At 67.2% G+C, this 24,781-nt stretch carries 20 protein-coding genes; 10 read left to right on the plus strand and 10 right to left on the minus strand.

From position 1 onward, the window contains the following. Together IV113_RS23190 and IV113_RS23195 are read right to left on the minus strand one after the other, a co-directional pair. The coding region (locus IV113_RS23190; RefSeq protein ID WP_291090225.1) for a circularly permuted type 2 ATP-grasp protein at positions 1–842 on the minus strand (842 nt) is incomplete at its 3' end. 54 nt (positions 843–896) lie between these two features. Continuing rightward, entirely contained in the window at positions 897–3,332 is a 2,436-nt protein-coding gene (locus tag IV113_RS23195) for a DNA internalization-related competence protein ComEC/Rec2 (RefSeq protein WP_291090228.1), read from the minus strand. A gap of 152 nt (positions 3,333–3,484) precedes the next feature. Here IV113_RS23195 and IV113_RS23200 point away from each other — a divergent pair, with 152 nt between their 5' ends. The 4 genes from IV113_RS23200 (at position 3,485) to IV113_RS23215 (ending at position 11,381) form a co-directional block, all read left to right on the plus strand. Beyond that, positions 3,485–6,991: a transglutaminase family protein gene (locus IV113_RS23200; protein WP_291090231.1), complete on the plus strand. Its 3,507-nt coding sequence runs from the start codon at positions 3,485–3,487 to the stop codon at positions 6,989–6,991. Positions 6,992–7,085: 94 nt separating this feature from the next. After that, on the plus strand, positions 7,086–9,686 hold the full coding sequence (locus IV113_RS23205) for a circularly permuted type 2 ATP-grasp protein (RefSeq protein WP_291090234.1): 2,601 nt from the start codon (positions 7,086–7,088) through the stop codon (positions 9,684–9,686). 183 nt (positions 9,687–9,869) lie between these two features. Next, positions 9,870–10,841, plus strand: coding sequence for a transglutaminase family protein (locus IV113_RS23210; RefSeq protein ID WP_291090237.1), 972 nt, complete (start codon positions 9,870–9,872; stop codon positions 10,839–10,841). A gap of 69 nt (positions 10,842–10,910) precedes the next feature. Further along, positions 10,911–11,381 carry a RidA family protein gene (locus IV113_RS23215; RefSeq protein WP_291090240.1) on the plus strand — a complete coding sequence of 157 codons (471 nt, stop codon included), beginning with the start codon at positions 10,911–10,913 and terminating at the stop codon, positions 11,379–11,381. Between the two features lie 88 nt (positions 11,382–11,469). On the opposite strand, the gene IV113_RS23220 is transcribed toward IV113_RS23215, so the two are convergent. From IV113_RS23220 to IV113_RS23235, 4 genes are read right to left on the minus strand one after another with little or no spacing between them, the layout of a single operon-like run. Beyond that, the gene (locus IV113_RS23220) at positions 11,470–11,670 is read right to left on the minus strand and encodes a hypothetical protein (protein WP_291090243.1); all 201 of its coding nucleotides are present in this window, start codon (positions 11,668–11,670) and stop codon (positions 11,470–11,472) included. A gap of 2 nt (positions 11,671–11,672) precedes the next feature. Beyond that, entirely contained in the window at positions 11,673–12,776 is a 1,104-nt protein-coding gene (locus IV113_RS23225) for a crosslink repair DNA glycosylase YcaQ family protein (protein WP_291090246.1), read from the minus strand. 4 nt (positions 12,777–12,780) lie between these two features. Next, positions 12,781–15,132: a DNA topoisomerase IV subunit A gene (gene parC, locus IV113_RS23230; RefSeq protein WP_291090248.1), complete on the minus strand. Its 2,352-nt coding sequence runs from the start codon at positions 15,130–15,132 to the stop codon at positions 12,781–12,783. Between the two features lie 25 nt (positions 15,133–15,157). Further along, complete coding sequence (locus IV113_RS23235) at positions 15,158–17,128, minus strand: DNA topoisomerase IV subunit B (protein WP_291090251.1); 1,971 nt, start codon at positions 17,126–17,128, stop codon at positions 15,158–15,160. A gap of 167 nt (positions 17,129–17,295) precedes the next feature. Here IV113_RS23235 and IV113_RS23240 point away from each other — a divergent pair, with 167 nt between their 5' ends. The 5 genes from IV113_RS23240 to bamC all read left to right on the plus strand — a co-directional run bounded on the left by IV113_RS23240 (position 17,296) and on the right by bamC (position 21,379). Continuing rightward, the gene (locus IV113_RS23240) at positions 17,296–18,537 is read left to right on the plus strand and encodes an MFS transporter (RefSeq protein WP_291090254.1); all 1,242 of its coding nucleotides are present in this window, start codon (positions 17,296–17,298) and stop codon (positions 18,535–18,537) included. Beyond that, positions 18,534–18,662, plus strand: a complete 129-nt coding sequence (locus IV113_RS23245) for a hypothetical protein (RefSeq protein WP_291090257.1) — start codon at positions 18,534–18,536, stop codon at positions 18,660–18,662. The genes IV113_RS23240 and IV113_RS23245 overlap by 4 nt, the downstream gene beginning before the upstream one ends. Further along, positions 18,662–19,216, plus strand: coding sequence for a class I SAM-dependent methyltransferase (locus tag IV113_RS23250; protein WP_291090259.1), 555 nt, complete (start codon positions 18,662–18,664; stop codon positions 19,214–19,216). Before IV113_RS23245 ends, IV113_RS23250 begins: the two co-directional genes overlap by 1 nt. A gap of 19 nt (positions 19,217–19,235) precedes the next feature. Further along, complete coding sequence (gene dapA, locus IV113_RS23255; RefSeq protein WP_291090277.1) at positions 19,236–20,186, plus strand: 4-hydroxy-tetrahydrodipicolinate synthase; 951 nt, start codon at positions 19,236–19,238, stop codon at positions 20,184–20,186. 167 nt (positions 20,187–20,353) lie between these two features. Beyond that, positions 20,354–21,379, plus strand: coding sequence for an outer membrane protein assembly factor BamC (gene bamC / locus IV113_RS23260; protein ID WP_291090278.1), 1,026 nt, complete (start codon positions 20,354–20,356; stop codon positions 21,377–21,379). Between the two features lie 63 nt (positions 21,380–21,442). On the opposite strand, the gene IV113_RS23265 is transcribed toward bamC, so the two are convergent. Both IV113_RS23265 and IV113_RS23270 read right to left on the minus strand, forming a co-directional pair. After that, entirely contained in the window at positions 21,443–21,961 is a 519-nt protein-coding gene (locus IV113_RS23265) for a hypothetical protein (protein ID WP_291090266.1), read from the minus strand. A 41-nt stretch (positions 21,962–22,002) separates the two neighbouring features. Continuing rightward, positions 22,003–23,154: a cupin domain-containing protein gene (locus IV113_RS23270; protein ID WP_291090267.1), complete on the minus strand. Its 1,152-nt coding sequence runs from the start codon at positions 23,152–23,154 to the stop codon at positions 22,003–22,005. Positions 23,155–23,168: 14 nt separating this feature from the next. Between IV113_RS23270 and IV113_RS23275 the strand changes: the two genes are divergently transcribed. Continuing rightward, positions 23,169–23,720, plus strand: coding sequence for a peptidylprolyl isomerase (locus tag IV113_RS23275; RefSeq protein ID WP_291090269.1), 552 nt, complete (start codon positions 23,169–23,171; stop codon positions 23,718–23,720). A 12-nt stretch (positions 23,721–23,732) separates the two neighbouring features. Here IV113_RS23275 and dut read toward each other — a convergent pair whose 3' ends face one another. Then, positions 23,733–24,182 (minus strand): dUTP diphosphatase, encoded by a 450-nt coding sequence (dut, locus tag IV113_RS23280; RefSeq protein ID WP_291090271.1) that lies wholly within the window; start codon positions 24,180–24,182, stop codon positions 23,733–23,735. A gap of 23 nt (positions 24,183–24,205) precedes the next feature. After that, a partial coding sequence (locus IV113_RS23285) for a TRAP transporter large permease subunit (protein WP_291090275.1) occupies positions 24,206–24,781 on the minus strand: 576 nt, incomplete at its 5' end.

Raw genomic sequence — 24,781 nt, forward strand, 5'->3', positions numbered from 1 at the left:
CGGCGGTAGATCACGTCCACCCGCTTGGGGCCGCGCGTGGTGCGCATGTAGACGAAGTTGTCCTTCACGAACAGGTCCTGCCCCTCCACCAGCTCGATGCCCATCTGCTGCGCGAGGAAGGCGTGTTCGAAGTAGGCGCTGTTGTACATGCCGGGCGTGAGCACCACCACCGTGGGTTCGGCCGTGGTGGCCGGGCTCACGGCGCGCAGCGTTTCCAGCAGCAGGTCGGGGTAGTGGGCCACCGGGGCCACGCGGTTCTCGCCGAAGAGTTCGGGGAACAGCCGCATCATCATCTTGCGGTCTTCGAGCATGTAGCTCACACCGCTGGGCACGCGCAGGTTGTCCTCGAGCACGTAGTACTCGCCCACGCCCTCGGCGTTGGGGGCGCGCACGATATCGACGCCGGAGATGTGCGAGTAGATGTTGTGGGGCACGTCCACGCCCATCATTTCAGGGCGGAACTGGGCGTTCTGGAAGATCTGCTCGGCCGGCACGTGGCCCGCCTTGATGATTTCCTGGTCGTGGTACACGTCGTGGATGAAGCGGTTGAGCGCGGTCACGCGCTGCACCAGGCCTTCTTCCATGCTGTGCCACTCGTGCGCCGGAATGATGCGTGGAATCAGGTCAAAAGGAATCAACCGCTCGGTGCCGGAACCGTCCTCGTCCTTGGCGCCGTACACCGCAAAGGTGATGCCGACCCGGCGGAAGATCATTTCAGCCTCTTCACGGCGCGATGCCATGACCTCTTCAGGCTGCTGCGCCAGCCAGCGGGCGTAGTTCTCGTAATGGGCCCGAACCTCGCTGGGCGAGGCATTCATTTCGTCAAACATCGGTCTGCTCATGGGCTTTTTTCTCCTGACCACAGCATAGCAAGGAGTGGGCCAGCAAACCGGAAATCAGGGTTCTTCGGCCGAAGTCGGGAGGGGCGCGGGGTCCGTGTGGTGCCAGTAACGACGCGCGTATTCGCGATGGCAGTCGACCGTTTCGGGCTCGGCACTGCGCCAGGTGGCCGCGCCGCAGTCGGGCGAATTCACCCAGGAAATGCCACGCTGCTGGTAGCGCTCCAGCACCGCCGGCGCGGGGTGGCCGAAGCGGTTGCGGTAGCCCGACTGCACCAGCACCCAGCGCGGCTGCAAGGTGTTGAGCAGCACCGGGCTGCTCGACGTGAGGCTGCCGTGGTGCGGCGCCAGCATCACCGTGGCGCGGTCATCGGGCCGGGCGAGTGCCAGTTGCACTTCGCGTGCGGCGTCGATGTCGCCGCCCAGCCAGGCGCTGTGCTGCGCGCTGGCGATCCGCAGCACGCACGACATGGCGTTGCTGCTCAGCAGACCCTGCCCATCGGCGGCAAAGTCTTGCGGCCACGGGCGCAGCACCTCGAAGCTCACACCATCCCACGCCCAGCGTTGGCCGGCCACGCAGCGCTCTGGCGCGTCAGCGCTGTACGACGACAGCCACCGCGCCTGCGGGTGGGCCGCACGCACCGCCTCGGCGCCACCCGCGTGATCGCTGTCGCGGTGACTCACCACCACCGCGTCAAGCTGCTCGCCCAGCGCGCGCAACAGCGGCAGCACCACGCGCTCGCCGGCATCGCTCTCGGGGCCGAAGCGTGGGCCGGTGTCGAACAGCAGGCTGTGACCAGCGGTGCGCACCAGCACCGCGCTGCCCTGCCCCACGTCCAGCGCGATCAGTTCGAACTGCCCCGGCGACGGGCGCGGCGGCGCGTACAGCAGCGCGGGCGCCAGCAGCAGCAGCCCCGCCGAGCGCACCACCCATGGCAGGCGCAGCACCAGCAGCGCGCCGCCGGCCACCGCCGCCAGCGCCATCGGCCAGGGCGCCGCGGGGCGGAACACCGCCGCCCAGGACCACTGCCCCAGCCACTGCAGGCCCACCGACATGCCCTGCACCACCCAGGCCGCGGCCTCCCACAGCGGTGGCAGCGCCACGCCCAACAAGGCCAGCGGCGTGATCAGCAGCGTCACCAGCGGAATGGCCACCAGGTTGGCCAGCAGCCCCACTACCGAGAACTGCCCGAACAGCAGCAGCGTGAGCGGCGCCAGGGCCAGCGTGACCACGCCCTGCTCGCGCACCAGATTCAACAGCGTCCGCCCCCATCGCCGGTGCAGCGGCCCACCCGACGTCGCGCGCTGAGAGCGCCCGGGGTCGGTGGCAAACAGGATCCCCACCGCCACGAAACTGAGCCAGAAACCCGGCTGCATCAGCGCCCAGGGATCGAGCAGCAACACCGCCGACATCGCCAGCAGCCACACCACCGGCCACGGCCAGTGCCGCACGCCCAGGCGCAGGCCCACCACCACCGCCAGCATGATCACCGTGCGCTGCGCGGGCACGCCCCAGCCTGAAAACAAGGCGTAGGCCACCGCCAGCACCACGCCGCCCAGGCCAGCCACCACCGGCGTGGGCACCGCCAGCAGCGCCTGCGGCCACACCCGGGCCAGGCGCCGCCAGCCCCCGGCGAGCAAGGCCGTGGCCAGCCAGGCGAACATGGTCACGTGCAGCCCCGAGATGCTCATGAGGTGGGCCACACCCGTGGTGCGGAACAGCGTCCAGTCGGCCCGGTCGATGGCGGACTGGTCGCCCACCACCAGGGCCGCCAGCACACCCGCGCTGCGCGGGTCGCTCACGCGCTCGTCGATGCGCTCGCTCACGCTCTGGCGCAGGGCGTCCAGCAGGTGCCGCCCGCTGGGACCCAGCCGCTGGGGCAGCGGGTCGCGCGGCCCGCTCTTCACGTGGCCGGTGGCCTGGATGCCCTGCTCCCACAGCCAGCGTTCCCGGTCGAAGCCGTGCGGGTTGGACAGCCCGTGGGGGCTGCGCAGGCGCACCGTGAAGCGCCAGCGGTCGCCGGCGTGCACGGCCGGACCGTGGCTCGCGAGTTCCCAGAGCGCTCCCTCGGCGGCGGGTGCAAAACCGCTGTACCAACCGAGCTGGATGCGTTCGGGCACCTGCACCGGCTTCCCCGCGCGCGTGGCCGTCTCCACGACAAATTCGAACCGCTCACCTTGCGCCATGCGCTGCGGCAACGAGGCCACACGCCCGGTCAGTTCAATGTCCGCCCCCTGCAGGGCGGGGTCCAGCGCGTGGCTGGCGAAATGCGCGGCGCGGGCACCGGTGAGGCCAAAGCCGATCAGGCTTCCCGCGAGCACGACCAGCGCCACGCCCCACGCAACCGCCGGCCGACGCATGCCCAGCGTCAGCGCCATGCCTGCGCACAGCACGAGGGCATAGCCCCACACCGGCCACAGCACCGGCTGCTGCAACTGCAACGCCACGCCCAGCAACCAGCCGGGCAACCCCGCCAGCCAGCCCCACCGCATGATCAGTGAAGCGCGCGCAACGTCCGCACAAAAGCGGTGCTTGCGGTGGCGTCATCGTTCTTTGGCGCAAGACTTGCTAGGATGAGTCCCAGCGCCCACGGCCCAGCATTTGCCTGACGATTCATTGTTTCCTCCCCGTTGAAAGCCCCCACATGGCCATTCATGTCGCTCTGAGCCACATCACGCATTATCGATACGACCGGCTGGTCAAACTCGGCCCCCAGGTCGTCCGCCTGCGGCCAGCGCCGCACAGCCGCACCAAGGTGCTGTCGTACTCCCAGCGCATCGAACCCGAAGGCCATTTCATCAACTGGCAGCAGGACCCGTTTGCCAACTACCAGGCCCGCCTGGTCTTCCCCGAGCCGACCACCGAGTTCAAGGTCACGATCGACCTGGTGGTGGAAATGGCGGTCTACAACCCGTTCGACTTCTTCCTGGAGCCGCGCGCCGAGAACTTCCCGTTCACCTACGACGAGGAACAGAAAAAGGAACTCGCGCCCTACCTGGTCACCGCGCCCGTGACGCCGATGCTCAAGGCGTATCTCGCCACGGTGGACCGCACCGAGCGCCGCACGATCGACTTTCTCGTGGACGTGAACCAGAAGCTGCAGCACGCCATTGCGTACACCATCCGCATGGAGCCGGGTGTGCAGGTACCCGAAGAAACGCTGAAGCTGGGCAGCGGCTCCTGCCGCGACACCGGCTGGCTGCTGGTGCAGATCCTGCGCCACATGGGCCTGGCCGCGCGCTTCGTCTCGGGCTACCTGATCCAGCTCAAGTCCGACGTGAAATCGGTCGACGGCCCCAACGGCCCCGAGCAAGATTTCACCGACCTGCACGCCTGGTGCGAAGTGTTCCTGCCCGGCGCCGGCTGGATCGGCCTGGACCCGACCTCAGGCCTGCTCGCGGGTGAAGGCCACATCCCGCTGGCCTGCACGCCGCAGCCTTCGAGTGCCGCGCCGGTGGAAGGCGCCATGGACAAGTGCGAGGTGGAGTTCAGCCACCACATGGGTGTGACCCGGGTTTACGAATCACCGCGCGTGACCCTGCCTTACACCGACGACCAGTGGGCCGGCGTGGTGGCGCTGGGCGAGAAGGTCGACGTCGATCTGCAAAAACACGACGTGCGCCTGACCATGGGCGGCGAGCCCACTTTTGTGGCCACCAGCGACCGCGACGCGGCCGAATGGAACATCGACGCGCTCGGCCCCACCAAGCGCGGCTACGCCACCGAATTGCTGGACCGCCTGCGCAAGGAATACGGCGCTGGCGGCTTCGTGCACATGGGTCAGGGCAAGTGGTACCCGGGCGAACAGCTGCCGCGTTGGGCGCTCTCCATGTTCTGGCGCGCCGACGGCGAAACCATCTGGCAGAACCCCGCCCTGCTGGCCGACGAGCGCGACGAGAAGCACTACACCAGCGACGACGCGCGCCGCTTCACCCAGGCGCTGGCGCGCAAGCTCGGCCTGTCCACGCAGTACATCACCCCCGGCTTCGAGGACACCTGGTACTACCTCTGGCGCGAACGCCGCCTGCCGGTGAACGTGGACCCGTTCGACGCCAAACTCGACGACGAGTTGGAGCGCGCGCGCCTGCGCCGCGTGTTCACCCAGGGCCTGGAGGCCACGGTGGGCTACGTGCTGCCACTGCAGGCCTCGGGCCCCAACGGCGCCTTGTCCAACAATGGCAAGAGCAATTACGCGCGCATCTCGGGCACCGTGTGGTCGACCGGGCCGTGGTTCTTCCGCGACGAGCGCATGTACCTCGTGCCGGGCGACTCGCCCATGGGCTACCGCCTGCCGCTGGACTCGCTGCCCTGGGTCTCGGCCGGCGACTACCCGTACCACATCGAACAAGACCCGCACACCGCGCGCGACCCGCTGCCGCGCGGCGCCGCCGTGAAGCACCAGGTTTCGCCGCACCAGGTGGGCGGTGGTTTTGCCGAAGGCGGCACGGTGTCCATGCAGGGCATGGATTACGACCCCGATGCCGAAACCGTGGAAGGCCTGCGCGCGGGTCAGCCCGGCCCCGGCGCCGCACCCGCGCAGGCCTTGTCCGCGCGCTTCCCGCAGCGCGCCGAGTCGGCCGCCTGGCTCACGCGCACGGCACTCTGTGTGGAAGCGCGCGACCCGCACCGCTCCAACGGCCCCAAGGCCGAGAAGGCCGGCGGCGGCAAGATCCAGCACCTGTATGTCTTCATGCCGCCCATGGCCCACCTGGAGGACTACCTCGATCTGCTGGCCGCCGTGGAATCCACGGCCGAGCGATTGGGCGTGACCGTGGTGCTGGAGGGCTACCCGCCACCGCGCGATCCGCGCCTGAAGATGCTGCAGATCACGCCCGACCCGGGCGTGGTGGAAGTCAACATCCACCCGGCCCACACCTGGGGCGAACTGGTGGAGCACACCGAGTTCCTGTACGAGGCCGCGCACCAGACCAAGATGTGCGCCGAGAAGTTCATGACGGATGGCCGCCACACCGGCACGGGCGGCGGCAACCACTTCGTGATGGGCGGCGCCACCCCGGCCGACTCGCCGTTCCTGCGCAAGCCCGAGCTGCTCGGCAGCCTCATCGCCTACTGGCACAACCACCCCTCGCTGTCCTACCTGTTCAGCGGCCTGTTCATCGGCCCGACCAGCCAGGCACCGCGCGTGGACGAAGCACGCAACGACCAGTTGTACGAGCTGGAGATCGCGCTCGCGCAGATCGAGAAGAACCGCACCACCTATGGCGACCACATGCCGCCGTGGATGGTCGACCGCACGCTGCGCAACATCCTGATCGACGTGACCGGCAACACGCACCGCAGCGAGTTCTGCATCGACAAGCTCTACTCGCCCGACACGCCCACCGGCCGTCTGGGCCTGCTGGAGCTGCGCGCGTTTGAAATGCCACCGCACGCGCGCATGAGCATCGCGCAACAGCTGCTGCTGCGCGCCCTCGTCTCACGCTTCTGGCAGCAGCCCTGGCACGGCCGCCTCACCCGCTGGGGCACCGAGCTGCACGACCGTTACCTGCTGCCCACCTACGTGCGCATGGATTTCGAAGACGTGCTCACCGACCTGGCCGACTTTGGCTACAAGTTCGACATGGCCTGGTTCGACCCGCACTTCGAGTTCCGCTTCCCGATGGTGGGGCAGGTGGCCGCGCGCGGCATCGAGCTCACGCTGCGCAGCGCCCTGGAGCCCTGGCACGTGATGGGCGAAGAAGGCGCGCCCGGCGGCACCGTGCGCTACGTCGACTCGTCGCTGGAGCGCATCGAGGTGCGCGTGAGCGGCTGGAACGACAGCCGCCACGTGATCACCTGCAACGGCCGCGCCATCCCGCTGCAGACCACCGGCACGGCTGGCGAGTTTGTTGCCGGCGTGCGCTACAAGGCCTGGAGCCCACCGTCGGCCCTGCACCCGTCGATCCCGTCGCATGCGCCACTCACCTTCGACATCGTCGACACCTGGATGAAGCGCTCGATGGGCGGCTGCCAGTACCACGTGGCGCATCCGGGCGGGCGCAACTACGACACCTTCCCGATCAACGCCTACGAGGCCGAGAGCCGGCGCATGTCGCGCTTCTTCCAGATGGGGCACACACCCGGCCACATGGACGTGAAGCCGGCCAGCAGCAGCCGGGAGTTCCCCGCCACGCTGGACCTGCGCTACTGACCGTTCGCCGGGCAAAACGCCCTGTGTGACGTAAGCAACAAGGCGCCACCCTGGCGGGGTGCCGCCTGCGGGCCTGCGGGCATACTCGGGGGCAGTGAACAACGACGCCTCCGACTCCCTGTTTGACGAGCTCAGCCCCGAGAACCCCGGGGACTGGGCTTTGTCGTTGTCGATCCCCGCCGATGCCGGCCACCGCGACGAATTCCGTGCTGGCGGCAAGTCCACCAGCGACGCGCTGTCATCCAACTGGGACAGCTTCTTCGAGCACATCGGCACCGACGGCTTCAAGGATCTGAACCGCCGCAGCGACAACCTGCAACGCCAGATCCGCGACAACGGCGTGACCTACAACGTCTATGCCGACGCCTCGGCCGGCCTGCAGCGGCCCTGGGCACTCGACCTCTTCCCCATGTTGATCGGCCCGAAAGACTGGGCGCAGATCGAGACCGGCGTCTTGCAGCGCACGCGCCTGCTCAACGCCATCATGGCCGACCTGTACGGTGAGCGCGAACTGCTCAAACGCGCGCTGCTGCCCGCCGCCCTCGTGCAGGGGCATCCGGGCTATCTGCGCTCCATGCAGGGCGTGAAACCACCGGGCGACACCTGGCTGCACATCGTGGGCTTTGATCTGGCCCACGGCCCCGACGGCCGCTGGTGGGTGGTGGGGCAACGCACGCAGGCGCCCTCGGGCCTGGGCTACCTGCTGGAAAACCGCATCGCCATCGCGCGCCAGTTCCCCAAGGCCTTCGCCGGCATGAAGGTGCAGCGCCTGGCCGCGAGCTACCGTGCGCTCATGGACGGCATCAAACGCGTGTGCCCCGAAGGCGAGAACGCGCGCATCGCGCTGCTCACGCCCGGCCCGTACAACGAAACCTATTTCGAGCACGCCTACCTCGCGCGCTACCTCGGCCTCACACTGGTCGAAGGCAACGACCTCACCGTGCGCGACCAGCGCCTGTACCTCAAGACACTCAGCGGCCTGGAGCCGGTGCACGCGCTGATCAAGCGGCTCGACGACGAATGGCTCGACCCGCTGGAACTGCGCTCCGACTCGCGCCTGGGCGTGCCCGGTCTGCTGCAGGTGCTGCGCGCGGGCAACCTTCTGCTGGCCAACGCGCCCGGCTCGGCGCCGCTCGAATCCAGCGCGATGCTGGGTTTCCTGCCTGCCATCAGCCGCCACCTGCTTGGTGAAGAGCTCGCCCTGCCCTCGCTGGCCACCTGGTGGTGCGGTGAAGACGCCGCGCTGCGCGAGGTGCTGCCGCTGCTCAAGGGCAGCGTGATCAAACCGACCTACCCGCGCTCCGGTCTGGACACCGCCATGGGCCAGAGCCTGAGCGAGCGCGAGCTCAACGAGTGGTCTGGCCGCATGGCACGCCACCCCGACCATTACACCGTGCAGTCGTGGTTGCCGCTCTCGCAAACACCCACCTGGTCGGGCGAGCGCCTCATGCCGCGTTCGGCCATGCTGCGCGTGTTTGCACTGGCCGACGGCGCCGGCTCCTGGCGCGTGTTGCCCGGCGGCCTGGTGCGACTGGCGCCGCGCGGCGAGCTGATTGCCGCCATGCAGCGCGGTGGCAGCAGCGCCGACTGCTGGGTGCTCACCGAAGGCCCGGTGGACCACACCAGCCTGCTGCAGACGGCGCCCAGTACGCTGGCGCTGGCTCAACAGAAACGCCCCGTGACCAGCCGCGCCGCGGAAAACCTGTTCTGGCTGGGCCGCTACACCGAACGCGCGGAAAACAGCGTGCGCCTCGCTCAGATCGTGCTCAACCACCTCGGCGGCGAAGAGCCCAACTCGCGCCCGCTGATGGCGTGGCTCACCGCCACCGCCACCGAGAACTCACTGGTGCTCTCCGAAGCGCCGGGCGCCACCGCCTCGCCGCGCGTGTTCGCGCGCAGCCTCATTGCTGCCCTCTGCCCCAAAGCGGGCGAACCACTGGCCGCCAAGTCGCACAGCGTGGGCTTCAACCTGCGCGCACTCAAGGCCGCCGCCTCCCAGGTGCGCGAGCGTCTGTCGCAGGAACACTGGCACCTGATCGAACGCACCCAAACCGGCTTTGCACGCGACTGCGCGGCCCTGTCCGCCGATGCCGAATACACCACCGCCGAGGCCTTGACGGCGCTGCAGAACGCCAGCGAACTGCTGGCCGCCATCACCGGCTCACAAACCGACCGCATGGTGCACGACGACGGCTGGCGCCTGCTTTCCATGGGCAGGCACATCGAACGTCTCATCACGCTCTCGCGCGCGCTGTCGCTGGCGCTCGAACACGGCTGCGTGCACGACCAGGCGGGCTTCGAGGCGGTGGTGGCCCTGTTCGACAACACCATCACCTTTCATGCGCAGTACCAGCAACGGCGCGACATGGTCGCCCTGATCGACCTGCTCGTGATGGACCGGGACAACCCCCGATCGATGGCCTGGGTGGTGCAGACACTGCGCTCGCGCCTGGCCAAGCTGGCCAGCAGCGCCACGCCACAAGACGCCGTGCTCGCGCAGGGACTGCCCAACCCCGACGCCTGGGTGTTGCAAGACCTGAGCAACTGGCAACGCAGCCCTGAAGGCCTGCGCACCTGGAGCGATCTCGCCGAGTTGCTGGATGGCTGCGAGATAGCGGCGGTCGAACTCTCCAACGAGCTCAGCCGCCTGCATTTCAGCCACGCCGACTTGAGCAATCAATCGCTCGGAGTCTGACGACATGAACCCCCACGCTCCGCACTTCGTGTCGTCGCTGCCCCCCGAGGGGGCGCTGGCCCTCCTTGGGGCGGCCCGGCGGAGGTCCTGACACCATGAGCCCCCACGCTCCGCACTTCGTGTCGTCGCTGCCCCCCGAGGGGGCGCTGGCCCTCCTTGGGGCGGCCCGGCGGAGGTCCTGACATGCTTTTACGCATCCTCCACCGCACGCGCTACCGCTACCACGGCTCGATCGACCTCGCGCAGCACATGGTGCATCTGTGCCCTCTGAGCACAGCCCATCAGCGTGTGCTCCAGAACGAGCTGCGCATCGATCCGATGCCGGCCGCGCGCAGCCAGACCACCGATGTGTTCGGCAACCAGCGCACCTTCTTTTCGCTGCAGGCCACGCACAGCGTGCTCACGGTCGAGGCCGACAGCCTGGTCGAGACCAGCGCTCACCAGCCGCTGCCCCAGGCCCCACCGTGGCGCGGCATGACCTGGGAGCGCGTGCGAGAGCACTTCCGCTACCGCGCCAACGCACCATTCGACCCGGCCAGTGAATTCCTGTTCGCATCGCCCTACGTGCCACGCGATGACGCCTTCGCCGCCTTCGCGCGCCCCGCATTCAAGCCCGGCATGCCCGCACTGGCTGCAGCACAGGCGCTGATGGAGCGGATTCACACCGAGTTGACCTACGAAACCGCCAGCACCGAGGTGAACACACCCGCGCTTGAAGCACTCGAGCAAGGCAAGGGCGTGTGCCAGGACTTCGCCCACATCATGCTGGGCTGCCTGCGCACCCTGGGCTTGCCGGCGCGCTACGTGAGCGGCTACCTGCTCACGCGCCCCGCACCGGGCAAGGTGCGCCTGATCGGAGCCGATGCCTCACACGCCTGGGTGTCGGTGTATGTGCCGGTGGCGAGCGAGTCGGACGAAGAAGCGCAGCCCCAAGGCGCGTGGTTCGACTTTGACCCCACCAACAACCGCTGCGGCTGGGGCAGCCCGGGCGAAGACTATGTGACGCTGGCCACCGGCCGCGATTTTGGCGACGTCTCACCCATGCGCGGTGTGATCCAGAGCGGCGCCGATCACACGCTGCAAGTGGCTGTGACCGTGGCACCGCCCGACGAGCTCAAGGTGCTCGAAGCGCTGGCGAACAGCCCCAAGGCCTGAGCCTCGCGCAGCCCGTCCCGCATCGGGGCGGTCATTAGAATGGGTCGCTCATTCTTCAGGAGCCTTCCCATGAGCATTTACGACAAGCTGTCACAACTCGGCATCGCCCTGCCACCCGTCTCGGTGCCCGCCGCAGCCTACGTTCCCTTCGTGCAGACCGGCAACCTCATTTTTCTGAGCGGCCACATCGCCAAACAAGACGGCAAACCGTGGGTTGGCCAGCTCGGCCTGACCATGACCACCGATGAAGCCAAGCCCGCCGCCCGCGCCGTGGCCATCGACCTGCTCGGCACCCTGGCCGCGGCCTGCCTGGCCGCCGGCAAAACCCTCGACGACGTCAAGCGCATCGTCAAGGTGCTCAGCCTGGTGAACTCCACCGCCACCTACACCGAACAGCACTTGGTCACCAACGGCTGCAGCGAGCTGCTGGGCCAGGTCTTCGGCCCGGTGGTCGGCGCGCACGCACGCAGTGCGTTCGGCGTGGCGCAGTTGCCCATGGGTGCTTGCGTGGAAATCGAGCTGATCGCAGAGATCGGCTGACCCCCCGCGCGCCTCACGGCGCTCCCCCCCTGAAGGGGGGCGGCATCTCGGGCCGGCGGAGCCGGACCCTCGATGCCCCTGGCAGCGGTCACTTCGTTCGTGTCGCTTCTTGCTGCTGCCTGCGTTCGCTCGCCCGCCGCACCTGGCGGCTCTGGCTGACTTGTGCAGCGACCTGCTCCTTGACTGCGCGTTTTCGCGCGAAGTGCCGCACGGCAAAGCGCGTGACGCCGAACGCGAGCACCGCCAGCACCGCCGCCGTCACCAGCCCGGTCCATTCACTGTTGTCCATGTTCATTCCTCTGGCATCAGAAAAACCTCGAAACGCACCAGTTCCTCGTCCAGCGCGCGCTGGAAGCCCGCATCGCGCGGGCGACCGGCCACAAAACCCAGTTCGTGCCGCAGCCGGCCGCGCTCCACACGCAGGTTGGCCCAGCCCACCATCTGTTCGCCCCACAGCACCGGCAGCGCGTAGTGGCCCATGGTGCGTTTCGATGCAGGCACGTAGGCCTCGAACTTGTACGCCCAGTCCCACAGCATCTCGAAGCGGCGGCGGTCCCACACCACGGGGTCGAACGGCGCGAGCAACCGCACGCCCTGGTCCGGCTGGTGGCGGCGCGAGACCGGGTTTTCATCCACGGGCCAGAACCAGATCGTGCCGTCCACCACCGCGTGGCCATAGCGCGAACGTGCGGCCTTGGCCACCGCGCGCGCCTCGACCGCCAGGTGGGGCGCGCCGTAGCGCAGCAGCGTGACGAGGTAGCCCAGGCTGGGCGCGGGCAGTGGCGCGTACAACGCCACGATGGCATCGACCAGGGCCTCGGCGCGCGCCAGGCGCGCCGACGGGCTCTCGTCCTGTTCCACATGGGTCATCGGCGCGTACACCCGGGTACCCGACTCACGGCGGCACACCCGCAACCAGCCGTGGTGGTGCATGTCGTCCAGCAAACGGGTGCTCGCGTTGAGTTCCCCGCCCCAGTAGCCTGCCACGCGACCGTGGTGCGCAAAGGCCTCGCTCACCTCACGCGGGTGCACCACACCCCGCTCCTGCACGAAGGCCAATACCTCGCGCGCTCGACCGGTGGTGGCCGCGTCCCACGGCCGGCGCGGCGTGCGAGGGTGCAGCAGGGCCAGCATGTCGCGCGACACGAAGCCGTAGTTGACGAAGGCGTCCTCCTCGATGCCCAGCCGCTCGTAGCGGCGCTCCAGATCGCCCGCGCGGTAGTCGCGCACCCGCATGCGCAGGATCAGGTCCTGCGCCCGCGCCGGTGCCCGCATCGGGTCGGCCTGCACAAAGCCGAGTCGGCGGATCGCCGCCGGCAGCGTCAACGGTTTGAACAGGCTGCGCGCAATCGCGTAGCGGCGCAGCGCGTCGAGCGTGAGCGCGGCGCCGGCCAAGGCCCTACTCCACCCGGGTGACCCGGGTCGGCTTGAAGCCCAGGTCGGCCGCCTTGCCCTTGCGGGCCCGCGCCGCGCGCGCGTTGTTGAGGCTGCGGATCTCCAGCGTTTCGTCGCGCTCCTTGCCGCTGCGGCCGATGCCTTCGATCTTCACGCTGCGGGTGTAGGCCGCCGCGCCGGCCAGCGTGTCCTTGGGCTCGAGGTCGATCAGCATCAGGCCGCGACCACCCTTCTCCATCAGCTTGAGTTCGCCGATCTCGAAGGTGAGGATGCGTCCACCGGTGGAGGCGCAGCACACGTGCGTGGCCGGCACCAGTGGCAGCCCGCCCGACGTGAAGGCCGCGTGCGAGGGCGCGCAAGGCGTCTCGCCCTCACCGAGGTTCAGGAAGGTCTTGCCACCACGCTGGCGCGAGACCATGTTCTCCACCGTCGCGAGGAAACCGTAGCCGCCCGAACTGGCAAGCAGCAACGCGGCGCTGGCCGGGCCGGCGAAGTAGTGCAGCGGCTGCGTGCCGCTTTCGAGTTCGATCAGCGTGGTGATGGGCTGGCCGTCGCCGCGCGCGCCGGGCAGGCTGGCCACGGGCACCGAGTAGACGCGGCCGTTGCTGCCGAACACGATCATGGTGTCGACCGTGCGGCATTCAAACGTGCCATACAGGCCATCGCCGGCCTTGAACGCGAAGCTGCCGGCCTCGTGGCCGTGGCCGGTGCGCGCACGCACCCAGCCCTTGCTGGAGACCACCACCGTCACCGGTTCGTCCACCACCTTGATCTCGGCCACGGCCTTCTTCTCGGTCTGGATCAGCGTGCGGCGCGCATCGGCAAAGGTCTTGGCATCGGCCTCGATCTCTTTCACCATCAGGCGCTTCAGGCTGCCGGGGTTGCCCAGGATGTCTTCCAGCTTGCCCTGTTCTTCCTTCAGCGACTTGAGTTCCTGCTCGATCTTGATGGCCTCCAACCGCGCGAGTTGGCGCAAGCGGATTTCAAGAATGTCCTCGGCCTGCCGGTCGCTCAAGCGGAAGCGCTCGATCAGCGCGGCCTTGGGATCGTCGGCCTGGCGGATGATCGCGATCACTTCGTCGATGTTGAGCAGCACGAGCTGCCGGCCTTCGAGAATGTGGATGCGGTCCAGCACCTTGGTCAGGCGGTGCTGCGAACGGCGCGTGATGGTGCTCTGGCGGAATTCGATCCACTCGCTGAGCATCTGCCGCAGCGATTTCTGGGTGGGCCGGCCGTCGATCCCGATCATGGTGAGGTTGATCGGCGTCGAGCTTTCCAGGCTGGTGTGCGCGAGCAGCGCGGTGATGAGTTCCTGCTGCTCGATGCGGCTGCTCTTGGGCTCGAACAAGAGGCGCACCGGCGCGTCCTTGCTGGATTCGTCGCGCACGCCATCGAGCACCATCAGGATGCTGGCCTTGAGCTGCGTCTGCTCCTGGGTGAGCGCCTTCTTGCCGGCCTTCACCTTGGGGTTGGTGAGTTCCTCGATCTCTTCCAGCACGCGCTGCGTGCTCACGCCGGGCGGCAGCTCGGTCACCACCAGTTGCCACTGGCCGCGCGCGAGGTCTTCGATCTTCCAGCGCGCGCGCACCTTGAGGCTGCCGCGACCCGTGCGGTAAGCGTCGACGATGTCACCCGCCGGGCTGATGATCTGGCCACCGCCCGGGTAATCCGGCCCGGGCAGGATGGCGAAGAGTTCGTCGTCGGTGAGCTTCGGGCTCTTGATCAGCGCCACGCAGGCGTCGGCCACCTCACGCAGGTTGTGGCTGGGGATCTCGGTGGCCAGGCCCACGGCAATGCCCGAGGCGCCGTTGAGCAGGTTGAACGGCAGGCGCGCGGGCAACTGTTTTGGCTCGACGGTGGAGCCGTCGTAGTTGGGCACGAAGTCCACCGTGCCCTCGTCGATCTCGTCGAGCAGCAGGGTGGTGATCTTCGCCAGCCGCGCTTCGGTGTAGCGCATGGCCGCGGCGCCGTCGCCATCGCGCGAGCCGAAGTTGCCCTGGCCGTCGATCAGCGGGTAACGCTGCGCGAAATCCTGCGCCATGCGCACCAGCGCGTCGTAAGCGGCCTGGTCGCCATGCGGGTGGAAACGGCCGAGCACGTCACCGACCACACGCGCGCTTTTCACCGGGCGCGCCGCCGTGTTGTTGTTCGGCCCGCTGAAGCCCAGACCCATGCGGTCCATGCTGTAGAGGATGCGCCGCTGCACCGGTTTCTGGCCGTCGCAGACGTCGGGCAAGGCGCGGCCCTTGACGACGGAGAGCGCGTACTCGAGGTAGGCGCGCTGAGCGTAGTTCGCGAGGTTCAGGCCGTCGTCCGGTTCGGACAAGGGCAGTTCGGGATTCAGGATGTCGGACATGCGTCAGTTCAAAAATGTGGGTCGGTCAGATGTCGATCTCGACCGAATCGCCGTGCAGTTCCATGAGCTCGCGGCGCGAAGCGGCTTCGCCCTTGCCCATGAGCTTGGTGATGAGGGCTTCGGTGTCCGCAAAGTTGATGGCGCCGAGCACCACCGGCATGAGGCGGCGCGTGTCGGGATTGAGCGTGGTGTCCCACAGCTGTTCGGCGTTCATTTCGCCCAGACCCTTGAAGCGGCTGATCTGGCATTTGTCGCGCGCCACGCCATCCTTCTCGGCCTTGTCGAGGATGGCGTGCAACTCGCCGTCGTCCAGCGCGTATTGCTTGAGCGCAGGCTTCTTGCCACGCGCGGGCACGTCCACACGGAACAGCGGCGGGCGTGCCACGAACACGTGGCCGGCGTCGATGAGCTTGGGGAAATGGCGGAAGAACAGCGTGAGCAGCAACACCTGGATGTGCGATCCATCCACGTCGGCATCGCTCAGGATGCAGACCTTGCCGTAGCGCAGGCCGCTCAGATCGGGTGTGTCGTTCGGGCCGTGCGGGTCCACGCCAATGGCGACGGAAATGTCGTGGATCTCGTTGTTGGCGAACAGCCGGTCGCGCTCGACCTCCCAGGTGTTGAGCACCTTGCCGCGCAGCGGCAGCACGGCCTGGCATTCCTTGTCGCGGCCCATCTTGGCACTGCCGCCGGCCGAATCGCCCTCGACCAGAAACACCTCGTTGTGCGCCAGGTCCTTGCTCTCGCAGTCGGTCAGCTTGCCGGGCAGCACCGCCACGCCCGAGCCCTTGCGTTTCTCAACCTTCTGGCCCGCCTTCTGGCGGAATTGCGCAGCCTTGATCGCGAGTTCGGCGAGCTTCTTGCCATAGTCCACGTGCTGGTTGAGCCACAGCTCCAGCGTGGGCCGCACGAAGCTGCCGACCAGGCGCACCGCGTCGCGCGAGTTCAGGCGCTCCTTGATCTGGCCTTGGAACTGCGGGTCCAGCACCTTGGCGCTGAGCACATACGAGGCGCGTGCAAACACATCTTCGGGCAGCAGCTTCACGCCCTTGGGCAGGAGCGCGTGCAGCTCGATGAAACCCTTGACCGCCTGGAACAAGCCGTCGCGCAAGCCGCTCTCGTGCGTGCCGCCCGCGCTGGTGGGGATCAGGTTCACATAACTTTCACGCACCGGTTGACCGTCTTCGGTGAAGGCCACGCACCAAGCCGCACCCTCGCCTTCGGCGAAGCTGTCGTGCCCGCTGTCGGCGAAGCCTTCGCCCTCGAACAACGGGATCACCGGGTCGCCGTTGAGCGTCTGCTGCAGGTAGTCGCGCAGACCGCCCTTGTAGAGCCAGGTCTGCACGTCCTTGGTTTTGTCGTTGACCAGCGTCACCGTCACGCCCGGCATCAGCACCGCCTTGCTGCGCAACAGATGCGTGAGTTCGGTCATGGGCAGCACGGCCGACTCGAAGTACTTGGGGTCGGGCCAGGCACGCACGGTCGTGCCCTGCTTGCGGTCGCCCTCGCCCTTGGGGCTCAGCACCAGCGGCTCGATCACGTCACCCGCGGAAAACGCGAGCTTCGCCACCTGGCCTTCGCGGTAACTGATCACTTCCAGCCGGGTCGAGAGCGCGTTGGTCACGCTCACGCCCACACCGTGCAGGCCGCCCGAGAAGCTGTAGGCGCCGCCCTTGCCCTTGTCGAACTTGCCACCTGCGTGCAGCCGGGTAAAGACCAGCTCGACCACAGGGGCCTTTTCTTCGGGGTGCAGGCCGAACGGGATGCCGCGGCCGTCGTCTTCGACACTCACCGAACCATCGGAATGCAGCGTGACCTTGATCTTCTTGCCGTGCCCGGCCAGGGCCTCGTCGGCGGCGTTGTCGAGCACCTCTTGAATGATGTGCAGGGGGTTGTCGGTCCGGGTGTACATGCCCGGCCGCTGCTTGACCGGCTCCAGGCCCTTGAGGACGCGGATGGAGCCTTCGGAATAAACGGGGGGAGTTTGGGTTGCCATGGGGGCGGATTGTAAGCACGGCAGCCCCGAAAGACTGTATGAAAATACAGATACCCGTTGCCGGTATCGCCGGCGATGCCCAACGAGCATCAATCGGCCGAGCCGATATCAAGAGCAGATGCCAACGGCGACAGGCGAACTGCGGGCCTTTTCGCTACAGTCGTCGGATGTCCTTAGCCACCGCCTCCCCCACCCGCGCCCCGCTCTCCACCTTTCAGGTCCTGGCCTGTGGCGCCATGATCGTCACGCTTTCCATGGGCATCCGCCACGGCTTTGGCCTGTGGCTGCAGCCCATCACCCAGGCCCAGGACTGGACACGCGAGAATTTCGCCTTCGCGCTGGCCATTCAAAATCTCTCATGGGGCCTGTTCGGCATCTTCGCCGGCATGGCGGCAGACCGCTTCGGCGCGTTTCGCGTGCTGATCGGCGGGGCGCTGCTCTACGGCCTGGGCCTCACCGGCATGGCGCTGACCACCACGCCCATGACGTTTGCCCTCACCGCCGGCGTGCTGATCGGCGCCGCGCAAGCCGGTACCACCTACGCGGTGATCTACGGCGTGATCGGGCGGCAGATTTCGGCAGAAAAGCGCTCCTGGGCCATGGGTGTGGCCGCGGCGGCCGGCTCGTTCGGTCAGTTCCTCATGGTGCCGGTGGAAGGCTGGCTCATCAGCAGCTTCGGCTGGCAGGAAGCGCTGCTGTTCCTGAGCGCCGCGGTGCTGCTGATCGTGCCGCTGGCCTGGGGGCTGCGCGAGCCCGGCTTTGCCGGCGGCAGCGCGCCAGCGCGCGAGCAAACCATCCTGCAGGCGCTGCGCGAAGCCTTCCGCTACCGCAGCTTCCAGTTGCTCATGGCCGGCTATTTCGTGTGCGGCTTCCAGGTGGTGTTCATCGGCGTGCACATGCCGAGTTATTTGAAAGACAACGGGCTGTCGCCGCAGGTGGCCAGTTACGCGCTGGCGCTCATCGGGCTCTTCAATGTGTTCGGCACGTATGCGGCCGGCGCACTCGGCCAGCGCATGGCCAAGCGGCACATCCTGTCGTTCATCTACTTCGCACGCGCGGTGGTGATCGCCATCTTCCTCATCGTGCCGCTCTCGCCCATGAGCGTGTACGTGTTCGCCAGCGTCATGGGCCTGCTGTGGCTCTCCACCATCCCGCCGACCAACGCGGTGGTGGCGCAGATCTTCGGTGTTGCCCACATGTCCATGCTCGGCGGTTTCGTGTTCTTCAGCCACCAGATCGGCAGCTTCATGGGCGTGTGGCTGGGCGGCGTGCTGTACGACCGCACCGGCAGCTACGACATCGTCTGGTACATCTCGATCGCGCTCGGCGTGTTCGCCGGCCTCATCAACCTGCCGGTGCGCGAGACTCCCATCGTGCGCGCACCGCAGCACCAGGGAGCGCTGGCGTGAAACCCCTGGCTCTTCGCGCCCTCATGTGGACCGGCGTCGTTGCCGTCCTGCTGGGCACGCTCGCGCTCTACAACCAGCCCGGCTTTCTCGTCAACCTGGCCGACCAGCTCTGGAGTTGCTTCTGATGCACGGCACCGAGGCGCCATCGGCCTGGGTGCAGCGCTGGTCGCATCTGGTTGCCCCTCAGGGCACGGTGCTTGACGTGGCCTGCGGCCACGGCCGCCACCTCCAGTGGTTCGCGCAGCGGGGTCGCAGCGTCACCGGGGTGGACCGATCGGCCGAGGCGATCGAAGCGGTGAAGCCCTTCGGCAGGGCGGTGCTGGCCGACATCGAGAACGGGCCCTGGCCGCTGGAAGGCGAGACCTTCGACGCCGTGGTGGTGACCAACTACCTCTGGCGAGCGCTGCTGCCCGTGATCATGCGCAGCGTCGCGCCGGGTGGCGTGCTGATTTACGAGACTTTTGCAACCGGCAACGAGAGCGTGGGCAAGCCCTCAAGACCCGACTTCCTGCTGCAGCCCGGCGAACTTTTGCGCGCCTGCGAGGGTCTGCACGTGGTGGCGTATGAAGACGGCTTCTGTGACCGTCCCGAGCGCTTCGTGCAGCGCATTGCGGCGGTGCGAAAACCCCCGGGAACACCCGACTCGCCGCCCCGGTATCCGCTGGATGCCACTGGGTAGAATGCACGATTCGCGCGAGATGCCGCGCCCACCGGGCGGCACCCAAAACGCGCCCCCATTTGAGCCTGCAGCAATGAACACCATCACCGGCAGCATCGTGGCCCTGGCCACCCCCCTGCATGAAGACGGCAGCGTGGACTACCCCACCCTGCGAAAACTCATCGACTGGCACATCACCGAAGGCACCGACTGCATCGGCGTGGTCGGCACCACGGGCGAGTCACCCACGGTCACCGTCGAAGAGCATTGCGAGATCATCCGCGTCTCGGTCGAACAGGCCAAGACGCATGGCGACAAACGCGTGCCCATCATGGCCGGCTGCGGCGCCAACTCCACCCGCGAGGCCATCGAGCTTGCGCGCTTCGCGCAAAGCGTGGGTGCCGACTGCCAGCTGCAGGTCGTTCCCTACTACAACAAGCCCACGCAAGAAGGCCAGTACCAGCATTTCAAGGCCATTGCCGAGGCCGTGGGCGACTTGCCCACCGTGCTGTACAACGTGCCCGGCCGCAGCGTGGCCGACATGCACCACGAGACCGTGTTGCGTCTGGCCCAGGTGCCCGGCATCGTCGGCATCAAGGAAGCCACCGGCAACATCGAGCGCGCGCAGTGGCTGATCCGCGAAGCACCCAAGGGTTTTGCCATCTACTCTGGCGACGACCCGACTGCTGTGGCCCTCATGCTGTGCGGCGGCCAGGGCAACGTGAGCGTCACTGCCAACATCGCGCCACGGCTGATGCACGAACTCTGCATGGCGGCCATCGCAGGCGACGTGAAACGCGCGATGGACATCCAGTTCCGCCTGATGCCGGTGCACAAGCAGCTGTTCTGCGAAGCCAATCCGATTCCGCTGAAATGGGCCATGGCCCGCATGGGTCTGTGCCGTGAGACCATGCGCCTGCCGCTCACCCCCATGTCACGCCACCTGGTGCCGTTGGTTGAAGGCGCGCTGCAACAAAGCGGCCTGATCTGACTCCAACCCCCTCTTCTGTCCACCCCACACTCCCGGTTTTCACCGAGCTCCCCATGTCCACTCCCACTCTGAATCAGACCTCCCGCCTCAAGACCTGGGCCGGTGCTGCCGCGTGGTCCCGCCTGGGCCTGGTGGCCGCTGCCGCCCTCATCGCCTCGGGCTGCTCCATGCTCCAGGAAGACAAGATCGACTACAAGAGCGCCCAACGCGGCAGCACACTGGACGTGCCACCCGACCTGACCCAGCTCAACCGCGACTCGCGTTACAACGTGCCGGGCACCACCGTGACCGCCAGCGGCTACCAGGCTGCCCTGCCGGCCCAGGCGACCGCGGCCACCACCGCCATGGCCAAGGTGGGTGACGTGCGCATCGAACGCGCAGGCAACCAGCGCTGGCTGGTGATCGACCGCCCGGCCGACAAGCTCTGGAGCCCCGTGCGCGACTTCTGGCAGGAGAACGGCTTCCTGCTCGACATCGACCAGGAAACCCTGGGCATCATGGAAACCGACTGGGCCGAGAACCGCGCCAAGCTGCCGCAGGACTTCATCCGTTCGACCATCGGCAAGGTGTTCGAAAACCTCTACTCCACGGGTGAGCGCGACCGCTTCCGCACCCGCCTGGAGCGCACGGCCAACGGCGGCACCGAGGTCTACATCAGCCACCGTGGCATGGTCGAGGTGTATTCGACCAAGGAAAAAGACCAGACCGTCTGGCAGCCCCGCCCGGCCGACGTGGAACTTGAAACCGAATTCCTGCGCCGCCTCATGGTCAAACTCGGCGTGACCGAAGCCCAGTCTCAGGCCGTCACGGCCTCCGCGCCGGTGCAGACCGCGGCCAAGGTGGTCATGGTGAACAATTCGCCCGTGGTTCAGTTCGAAGACAACTTCGACCGCGCCTGGCGCCGCGTCGGTCTCTCGCTGGACCGCACCGGTTTCACGGTGGAAGACCGCGACCGCACCAAAGGCATCTACTTCGTGCGCTACGTGGAACCGGTGACCAACGCCAAGGAACCCGGCTTCTTCGGCAAGCTGTTCGGCGGCTCCAAGAAGGAGGCGGCCACTGAGCGTTACCAGGTCGTGGTGCGCAGTGCCGACACGGCCACCACGGTCTCGGTGCTGGGCGCCCAGGGCCAGCCCGACGGCTCGGCCAATGCCCAGCGCATCACGCAATTGTTGGCCAACGACCTGAAGTAAAGACCGCCACGCCGTCAGCAAAAGGCCGCCCTCGGGCGGCCTTTTCTTTGGCCGCGCGAGCGGCTACAGCCCCAGTTGACTGGCTGGAAACGCCGGCACGCTCTTGAGCCAGCACTCGTTCACACGCTCCTGCAGCGCCACCCGCCGCTCGGCATCCCTACTTGCCACCAGCGTGTTGCGCAATGGGTCGAGCCGCTCCAGCGTCCAGACCGGAGAACCCATGGCGCTGGGCAACTCGGAGCCCGACGCACCGGGGCAGGCGTGCGCCTCGATCAGGTGGGACCACGTCACCCGCCACTGCACGAAACGCGGATGCAGCAGGCGCAACTGGTCGTAGTTGCGCGCCAGCATTTTCAGCCTGCGCCCCCGGTGTGCCCAGCGGTTGAGCGCATCCACCACGGAGCGTTCGCCCAAGGGCCAATCAGCGAAGTCGGGATCGCTCAGCGTGATGTGGTTCCAGCCTTGTTCGGCAGCCACCTCGAACGCCTGACGCACCGTGTCCACAAAGACCTGGCGGCCCAGCAAGCGCCCCGTGGGCAAGGAAGACAACGGCACGGTGTCTGCGGTGTCGGGTTCGGTCATGACGAGCTCCTGGGTGGGTGATCAGAAAGACCTCGATGGCTTCACACGCGGTGCAACCAGCCGGCCTCGAACCAGTCCTGCAGCAGCGACTGCGCGCCCTCGCTGGCGCGCTGCACCCGCCGCGCGTCCAGACCGCGTTCATCAGCCAGTCGCTGCATCAGGCGCGCATCGGCCCCACCGGCCCGAAAGCTCTCGCCGTTGATGAACACATGGCGGGGGTCGTACATCATGCGGGTCCGGCGGTCCAGCCGCACGGCACCCGCTACCCAGTCATCTTGCGCTTCTTCGAACCAGATGCGCGGCTTGGGTTCGGTCATGACCTCGCCCAGCGCGCAGGCGAGCGACTGCCGCTCGGCCACCAGCCGCTGCAGCGCGTCTGCCGCAAAAGCCTCCAAGCCGGCGGGCATGGCGCCCGGGTGGGCTGTGGCAACCTGCCCGGGGTCGCGGTAGAGCGTCTCGTCGTCGAGCTCGTCGGCCATGCGCTGCAGCAGCTCTCCCGCCAGACCGCCACGCTGAGGCGCGCGAAAACCGATCGAGTAGGTCATGCAGTCGTCGCCCATCGCATCACCATCGTGCGCCCAGCGTGGCGGCAGGTACAGCATGTCGCCCGCATTGAGCACATGCTCTTCCTCGGGCTCGAAGTTCTGCAGAATCTTCAGCGGCACATCGGGCTGCAGCGTCAGGTCTTTCTGACGACCAATTCTCCAGCGCCGCTGTCCGCTGGCCTGCAGCAGAAACACGTCGTAGCTGTCGAAGTGCGGGCCCACGCCACCGCCGTCACTGGCCCACGAGATCATCAGATCGTCCAGGCGCGCGTCGGGCACGAAACGAAAGCGTTGCAAGAGTTCGTGCACGGCGTCGTCGTGTTGATCCACACCTTGCACCAGCAGGGTCCAACCGGCCTGCTTGAGCGGCGGCAGACTGTTGCGCTTGAACGGCCCTTGCTTGAGTGCCCAACCTTGTGGCTTGCGCACGATCACGCGCGACTCGACCGCTTCCTGGCCGGCCAGGTCAAACAGTTGCGAGCGGCTCAGGATCGGTTGGAAGTCAGGAATGGCCTGGCGGATCAGCAAGGGCTTCTTCTGCCAGTGGCGGCGCATGAACTGCGCTGGCGACAAACCGCCCAGCAAGCTGACGGGCACTTGCGTGACGGGGGCAGAGGCCTGCGGCCCAATGGTTTCGGGTTTGAACATGGGACAATTGTCGGATGAAAATCACCCAACAATGCGTCGTGGCGCTGACCTGGACCCTGAAGGACACGCTGGGCGAAGCGCTCGATGTGCTCGAAGAACCCGTGGAGTTTCTCGTGGGCGGCAGCGACCTGCTGGCCAAGATTGAAGAGGGCCTGCTCAACCACTCGGTGGGCGACACGATCGAGCTGCATCTGGAGCCGGTGGACGGCTTTGGTGACTACGACGACACGCTGCTCTTTCTGGAGCCGCGCCACCTGTTTCCCGCCGAACTCGAAGAGGGCATGGGCTTTGAAGGCCTGCCACCGGGGTGCAACCCGGCCGCCCCACGCGACCGGCTCTACTTCGTGAGTGATATCTATCCCGAGCACGTGGTGCTCGATGGCAACCACCCGCTGGCGGGCATTGCACTGCGCATCTCGATGAAGGTGCATGCGGTGCGCGAAGCATCCGAGGCCGAGGTGGGCAAAGGCTCGCTGGGCACAGGCTTTTTCCGCATGCAGGTGGATGAGCCCGACGAACTGCAAGGCCCGGGCATCACGCCACCTGGCCCCCGGACGCTCCACTAGAACGCTTGGGCTTCAGCCGCGACCCGTTGACCCGTAGCCACCCGCGCCTCGCTCGCTCTCGGCAGCGAAGTCATCCACCACGTTGAACTGCGCCTGCACCACCGGCACGATCACCATCTGCGCGATGCGTTCCATCGGTTCGATGGTGAAGGGCACACCACTGCGGTTCCAGGCGCTCACCATGAGCTGGCCCTGGTAGTCGCTGTCGATCAGGCCCACCAGATTGCCCAGCACGATGCCATGCTTGTGGCCCAGGCCGGAGCGCGGCAGGATCATCGCGGCAAAACCCGAATCGGCCAGGTGAATGGCCAGACCGGTGGGCACCAGTTGCCACGCATTGGGTGCCAGGGTCAAAGGTGCATCAAGACAGGCCCGCAGATCAAGACCCGCGCTGCCACCGGTGGCATAGGCGGGCAGTTGATCCGCCATGCGCGGATCCAGCACTTTCACATCGATGCGCATTCAGCAGGCTCCTGTCTTGCGGCTCATTGGGTCTTCTTCATCGACTCTTCGAGCGCCTTGCCAGGATCCACTTCGGGCTCCGGTGGAGGCGGCTCCAGGCCGGCGGGAGCTCCCGGTGCTCCCGCCTCAGCCGCGGGCTCGGTGCTCCCGGGCTCGGGCATCGCCGGCTCTTCTTCTTCCATGCCCCGCATGTTGCGCAGCATGTCGGTGACCGCGGCGTCATCCACTTCGACCTTGGCACCGAGGCTGCCCGTGACCAGTGTGGGGTAGGCAATGATCACCACCACCATGATCAGCTGCAGGATGATGAAGGCGATCGAGCCCTTGTAGATCTGCGCCGTGGTGACCGCGGGGATGCGCTGCTTGGTCACGTGGTCGGTGTAGTCGCTGCGCGCGGCCACGCTGCGCAGGTAGAACAGCGCAAAGCCGAACGGCGGCGTGAGGAACGAGGTCTGCAGGTTCATCGCCAGGATCACGCCGAACCAGATCAGGTCGATGCCCAGCTTGTCGGCCACGGGCGCCAGCAACGGAATCACGATGAAGGCGATCTCGAAGAAGTCGATGAACATGCCCAGCACGAACACCAGCAGGTTCACCAC

The organism is Hydrogenophaga sp. (assembly GCF_018780385.1).
Classification (GTDB): domain Bacteria; phylum Pseudomonadota; class Gammaproteobacteria; order Burkholderiales; family Burkholderiaceae_C; genus Hydrogenophaga.

What these genes read in the sequence shown, in the direction of transcription:
- IV113_RS23220 (WP_291090243.1), bottom strand. Translation starts at nt 11,670, where the DNA reads ATGGACAACAGTGAATGGACCGGGCTGGTGACGGCGGCGGTGCTGGCG.
- IV113_RS23210 (WP_291090237.1), top strand. Translation starts at nt 9,870, where the DNA reads ATGCTTTTACGCATCCTCCACCGCACGCGCTACCGCTACCACGGCTCG.
- IV113_RS23215 (WP_291090240.1), top strand. Translation starts at nt 10,911, where the DNA reads ATGAGCATTTACGACAAGCTGTCACAACTCGGCATCGCCCTGCCACCC.
- IV113_RS23235 (WP_291090251.1), bottom strand. Translation starts at nt 17,128, where the DNA reads ATGGCAACCCAAACTCCCCCCGTTTATTCCGAAGGCTCCATCCGCGTC.
- dut (WP_291090271.1), bottom strand. Translation starts at nt 24,182, where the DNA reads ATGCGCATCGATGTGAAAGTGCTGGATCCGCGCATGGCGGATCAACTG.
- IV113_RS23265 (WP_291090266.1), bottom strand. Translation starts at nt 21,961, where the DNA reads ATGACCGAACCCGACACCGCAGACACCGTGCCGTTGTCTTCCTTGCCC.
- dapA (WP_291090277.1), top strand. Translation starts at nt 19,236, where the DNA reads ATGCCGCGCCCACCGGGCGGCACCCAAAACGCGCCCCCATTTGAGCCT.
- IV113_RS23250 (WP_291090259.1), top strand. Translation starts at nt 18,662, where the DNA reads ATGCACGGCACCGAGGCGCCATCGGCCTGGGTGCAGCGCTGGTCGCAT.
- bamC (WP_291090278.1), top strand. Translation starts at nt 20,354, where the DNA reads ATGCTCCAGGAAGACAAGATCGACTACAAGAGCGCCCAACGCGGCAGC.
- IV113_RS23270 (WP_291090267.1), bottom strand. Translation starts at nt 23,154, where the DNA reads ATGTTCAAACCCGAAACCATTGGGCCGCAGGCCTCTGCCCCCGTCACG.
- IV113_RS23240 (WP_291090254.1), top strand. Translation starts at nt 17,296, where the DNA reads ATGTCCTTAGCCACCGCCTCCCCCACCCGCGCCCCGCTCTCCACCTTT.
- parC (WP_291090248.1), bottom strand. Translation starts at nt 15,132, where the DNA reads ATGTCCGACATCCTGAATCCCGAACTGCCCTTGTCCGAACCGGACGAC.
- IV113_RS23195 (WP_291090228.1), bottom strand. Translation starts at nt 3,332, where the DNA reads ATGCGGTGGGGCTGGCTGGCGGGGTTGCCCGGCTGGTTGCTGGGCGTG.
- IV113_RS23275 (WP_291090269.1), top strand. Translation starts at nt 23,169, where the DNA reads ATGAAAATCACCCAACAATGCGTCGTGGCGCTGACCTGGACCCTGAAG.
- IV113_RS23200 (WP_291090231.1), top strand. Translation starts at nt 3,485, where the DNA reads ATGGCCATTCATGTCGCTCTGAGCCACATCACGCATTATCGATACGAC.